At 27.5% G+C, this 5376-nt stretch carries 3 protein-coding genes and 1 rRNA gene; 1 reads left to right on the top strand and 3 read right to left on the bottom strand.

Going from position 1 to position 5376, the window contains the following annotated elements; all coding sequences use genetic code 11:
* Nucleotides 1–572: 572 nt before the first annotated feature.
* Both nrdG and BLP75_RS17850 read right to left on the bottom strand, forming a co-directional pair.
* The gene (gene nrdG / locus BLP75_RS17855) at nt 573–1112 is read right to left on the bottom strand and encodes an anaerobic ribonucleoside-triphosphate reductase activating protein (protein ID WP_092727892.1); all 540 of its coding nucleotides are present in this window, start codon (nt 1110–1112) and stop codon (nt 573–575) included.
* Between the two features lie 21 nt (nt 1113–1133).
* Complete coding sequence (locus BLP75_RS17850; RefSeq protein ID WP_092727891.1) at nt 1134–3485, bottom strand: anaerobic ribonucleoside triphosphate reductase; 2352 nt, start codon at nt 3483–3485, stop codon at nt 1134–1136.
* Between the two features lie 554 nt (nt 3486–4039).
* On the opposite strand from BLP75_RS17850, the gene BLP75_RS17845 reads away from it, so the two are divergent.
* A complete protein-coding gene (locus BLP75_RS17845; RefSeq protein ID WP_092727890.1) occupies nt 4040–5221 on the top strand; it encodes a pyridoxal phosphate-dependent aminotransferase in 1182 nt (393 codons plus the stop codon).
* 81 nt (nt 5222–5302) lie between these two features.
* Here the strand turns inward: BLP75_RS17845 and rrf are convergent.
* Nucleotides 5303–5376 (bottom strand): 5S ribosomal RNA (gene rrf, locus BLP75_RS17840); the annotation flags it as partial.

Below are 5376 nucleotides of genomic sequence, written 5' to 3'. Positions count from 1 at the left end.
GGTTGTTTGTGTTTAATTCTATAAAGAATTATGTTTGTTTCTATAAATTAACCTACTGTTTAATTTTCAAAGTTCATTTTTTCAACTTCTTTAGTTTACCAAAGCTCTTTTGCTTTGTCAACATTTTTCTACAAGTTATTTTCCTTTTTCTTAAGGACAAGTAATACTATACCAACTTATTTCACTTTGGTCAATACTTTTTTAACATTTTTTAAAATAAATTTTAATTTATATTTTACTATTTCCCCATTATCCACATTATCAACAATCTGTTATAACTGATTTAACTAGATTTTCTTTTTTTTATCCACATTATTAACATAGTTATCAACATTTATTATTGATATTTTTACTTATATATCTCTTTTAATTCACTTGTATTTATAATATATTTTCTTTTTTAACTTAATAAAAATATATGTTTAACTATAAATATACCCTAATTTAAAGATCTTTACTCCTAAAATTACTTAATTATTACATAAATTCTCAATTATAACTTTAAATAGGTTTAATTATAGTTTATTTCAATAAAAAACACCTTTGAGATTAACCCAAAGGTGTTTTTTATTTTATTTAGCTTCACATAATTCATCTTGCATGTATTCTTCAACTAATACTACTTTTTTTAATTTCAATGTTTTTTGAACATCTATAATTCTTTGATTAGAAGATCCTCTAAATTTAAGCATAAAATCTTTTTTACTTATCTCAAATTTACCATCTACTAATATATCTATCTGCTTTAATAAATTTAAATTTTTAAATCTAGAAGGATTATTTTTATCTAGTAACTGTTCTATTGTAAACCCAGTATAAGACCATACATCTAAATTATTTTGTTTAGCTTCTCTAGCTATCTCTTCTAATGCTTCTGGTTGTAAAAATGGTTCTCCTCCAGACAGCGTAATACCTCTTTGTAATTTCAACGTTTTTATTTTATCTATAATATCCTGAGTATCTACCTCATGTCCACCGCATAAATCATGTGTTTGAGGGTTGTGGCATTCTTTGCAATTATGAATACACCCTTGTGTCCAAACTACCATTCTTAGTCCTGGCCCATCTACAATACTATCAAATGTTGTAGAAGATGATATTCTTATTTTCATAACCATTCCCCCTTGTTTCATTTATCTATGTTTTACTCTGTCACGAACTTCAGCTTGCTTAGCATTATTAAATCTGTCTACTGTTCCTACTAAGTATCCAGTTATTCTTCTTATTCTTTCAAATTTTATATCACTTTCGTCTTCATCTCTTCCGCATATAGGGCATATATTACCTTCTATAACTCCCGAAAATCCACATATAGGATCTCTATCTACCGGATGATTCACACTTCCATATCCGATTCCTTGTTCTTTCATAGCTTTTATTATAGTTTCAAAAGCTTCTAAGTTATCTGATGGATTACCATCTAATTCTATATATGTTATATGACCTGCATTAGTAAGTTCATGGTAAGGAGCTTCTATTCTTATCTTATCAAAAGCACTTATCTTATGATATACAGGTACATGGAATGAGTTAGTGTAATATTCTTTATCTGTTATTCCTTCTATTTCACCATATGCTTTTTTGTCCATTCTTGTAAATCTACCTGACAGACCTTCAGCTGGTGTTGCTATTACTGAGAAATTCAGTTCATATTGATCACTTGCTTGTTCCATTCTCTCTCTCATGTGTGATATTATCTTTATCCCTAAATCTTGAGCTTCTTCACTTTCACCATGATGCTTACCTATAAGCCCTATAAGACATTCAGCTAACCCTATAAATCCTACAGTTAACGTTCCTTCTTTGATAACATCTTTTAAAGTATCTTCTGGACCTAGTGTTTCAGATCCTTTCCATACTCCTTGACCCATTAAGAATGGGAAGTTTTTCATTTTTTTATTACCTTGAACTTCCATTCTCTCTAATAGTTGATCTATAACTAAGTCTATTTTTTCATCTAACTCTTCAAAGAATCCATCTAAATCAACATCTTCATTTTTTAATATACCATGTTTAATTCCTAACCTAGGTAAGTTTATAGTAGTAAAAGATAAATTACCTCTTCCACTTACTATTTCTTCTCCACATACATTTCCAAGTACTCTAGTTCTACATCCCATATATGTAGCCTCAGTCTCTGGCTTACCATCAACATAATATTTAGCATTAAATGGAGCATCTAAGAAACTAAAATTAGGGAATAATCTTTTTGCTGAAACCCTACATGCTAATTTAAATAAATCATAATTTGGATCTCCTTGATTTAAACTTATCCCTTCTTTAACTTTAAATATTAATATTGGGAATATAGGAGTTTCACCATTACCTAATCCTTTTTCTAATGATAACAGAAGATTTTTAGTTACCATCCTACCTTCTTCAGTTGTGTCTGTTCCAAAATTTACGCTAGAAAAAGGAACTTGAGCCCCTGCTCTTGAGTGCATTGTATTTAAATTATGTATAAATGCCTCCATAGCCTGGTAAGTTCTTCTATCAGTCTCTTTATATGCTTCTTCATATGCAAAATTCTGTATATTTATTATAAATTCATTATCTAGTTCAAATTTATCAGCTAATTCCTTAGCCTCTCTAGATAGGTATTCTTTATTTTTAATTAATCCTAATTTAACTTCCATAGATTTTTCTAATGAATCCACTATAGATTTTATCTCTTCTTTAACGTCTTTTCCTTTAAACAATTTTATGGCTTTAGTTATATTACTTATATAGAATTTCTTGAAAGTTTTATATACACCTTCAGCTAATCCATAATCAAAGAAAGGAATACTTTGTCCACCATGTTGATCATTTTGATTACTTTGTATAGCTATAGCTGCTAAAGCTGCGTAACTTATAATATCATTTGGTTCTCTTAAGAAACCATGTCCTGTTGAGAATCCACCTTTAAATAACTTAGCTATATCAATTTGACAACAAGTTAATGTTCCCATATTTAAAAAATCCATATCATGTATATGTATATCTCCATTGTCATGTGCAAATGAATGCTCTGGTTTTAATAAATGTGTTTTACAAAACTCTTTAGATACAGTACTTCCATATTGAAGCATTGTTCCCATTGCTGTGTTTCCATTTATATTGGCATTTTCTCTTTTTATATCAGCGTCATTTGCATCCTCAAATGTTATTTCTTCTATAGCCTTCATAAGTCTAGTCTTAGAATTTCTTATCCTACTTCTTTCAGTTCTATAAATTATATATTCTTCACTAGTTTTTGCATGCCCAGTTTCTATAAGAATTTTAACAACTGAGTTTTGCACATCTTCTACACTTGGTATTGAATCATTAAACTTAGAATTTAAGAACTTTATAACCTCTTGAGTCAATTCCTCTGAAAGCTTATAATCAGGCACCGTATGCTCTTTTTCTGCTACATTACTAGCAGCTAAAAATATCGCTCTTGTTATCCTATCCTCATTAAAAGGTATTATTCTTCCATCTCTTTTCTTAACAAAATTAATCATTTGAAAACGCCCCCTATTACTATATATTGTATTTCATTTATCTTCCAACCACTACATGTAGTGTATTAAGTTTAAAAAAATCCCCTTTAACGTTGTTAAAGGGACTGTCTAAATGTCACCTAACTAGATTACCAAATTTGTACATAATAGTCAAACCGACTGAAAACATTGCAAATACTATGTGGATAATTTCAACCTAAGTATTTGTAATAGTTTTAAAACAAAAAATATTTTTGATATTTTTTATTAATTTTAATATTTTGCTGTTTAAGTATTGAGAATTAAGATTCGCATCTAAGAATTTGGTATGGATAAAAAAATTTATTGTCTCTTTTATTAAATTATCCAAATTTTGATTAGTAATGTAAAATTATTTTATAACATATATAATAGTAATTCGACTTAAATACTTAATCTCCTTTATATACATTAAGTGAATATTTTTAGTTAAAAATTTCATATATAATTTAATAAATTGTATATATTTTAAGTTCCATAATTAATACAATTATATTGTATCATATTTATTTTTATGAAAAAAAGGAGGATTTTCTATGTTATCAAATAGATTATCAGATATAACACCATCATATACAATATCGATAAGTTCCAAAATTAACGATCTAAAATCTTTAGGTATTAATATAATAGATTTAAGTATTGGAGAACCTGATTTTAATGTACCCAGAAAAGCTAAGTTAAGCGGTATAAATTCCTTAAATGAAAATTTAACTAAATATGACTTAGTTCCTGGACTTAAGCATCTAAGAGAAGAAATATGTAAAAAACTAAAACTTGAAAATGATTTAGATTACTCCATAGATGAAATAGTGGTATCAAGCGGTGCTAAACATAGTATTACTAATACTATTTTAGCTTTAACCAATCCTGAAGATGAAATTTTAATACCAACCCCTTATTGGGTTAGCTATCCACAAATTACAAAGCTATTAAATTGCAGACCTATCTTTATTGAAACTAAAAAAGTTAACAACTTTAAAATAACTTCTGATGATATATTAAAAAATATGACAAGTAAAACAAAATTAATTATCATAAATAATCCATCTAATCCTACAGGTAGTGTATATACTAAGAAAGAACTAAGTGAAATTGTAGAAATTTGTTATAATAATAATATATATATATTAGCAGATGAAATCTATGAAAAAATTTGTTATAATGAAAATTTTGTATCTGTTGCTTCATTAAATGAAAATGCAAAATTTATTACAATTACTATAAATGGACTTTCTAAATCATGTGCAATGACAGGATTGCGTATAGGATACACTGCATCAAATAAAACTATTGCTAAGGCAATAACAACTATTCAAGGTCATTTAGTCTCTCATCCTAGTTTAACATCTCAATACATAGCTTATGAAGCTTTAAAAAGTTGTTCTGATGATATAGATAACATGGTAAGTATTTATAAAAGTAGACGTGATTTAATATGTAAAAAATTAAATTCAATTAATAATATTGATTATATTTATCCTGATGGAGCATTTTATACTTTTATCTATATAGGTAATTTAAAAAGAAATATAAAATATGACACAAGCCTTTCTATAGCATTTTGCAATAAACTTTTAGACGATTATCATGTAGCTGTTGTACCTGGTATAGCATTCGGAATGGATGAATATATAAGAATCTCATTCGCTTGCAATGAAAGTATCTTTTTAGAAGGCTTATCTAGAATAGAAAATTTCATAAATGAAATAAATTAATTTGTTATAAAATAAAAAGACTCTATGTAATTATTACATAAAGTCTTTTAGATACAATTTTTTTAAATATAAAAAAAGATTACGTGGCTACGTCTTACTCTCCCAGGGGGTCGCCCCCCAAGTACCATCAGCGCTAAAGAGCTTAACTTCTGTGT

Origin of the sequence: Romboutsia lituseburensis DSM 797, from assembly GCF_900103615.1 — a bacterium.
GTDB lineage: Bacteria > Bacillota > Clostridia > Peptostreptococcales > Peptostreptococcaceae > Romboutsia_F > Romboutsia_F lituseburensis.
Note: the sequence above shows the minus strand (reverse complement) of the source record. Positions and strands in the feature narration are given on the sequence as shown.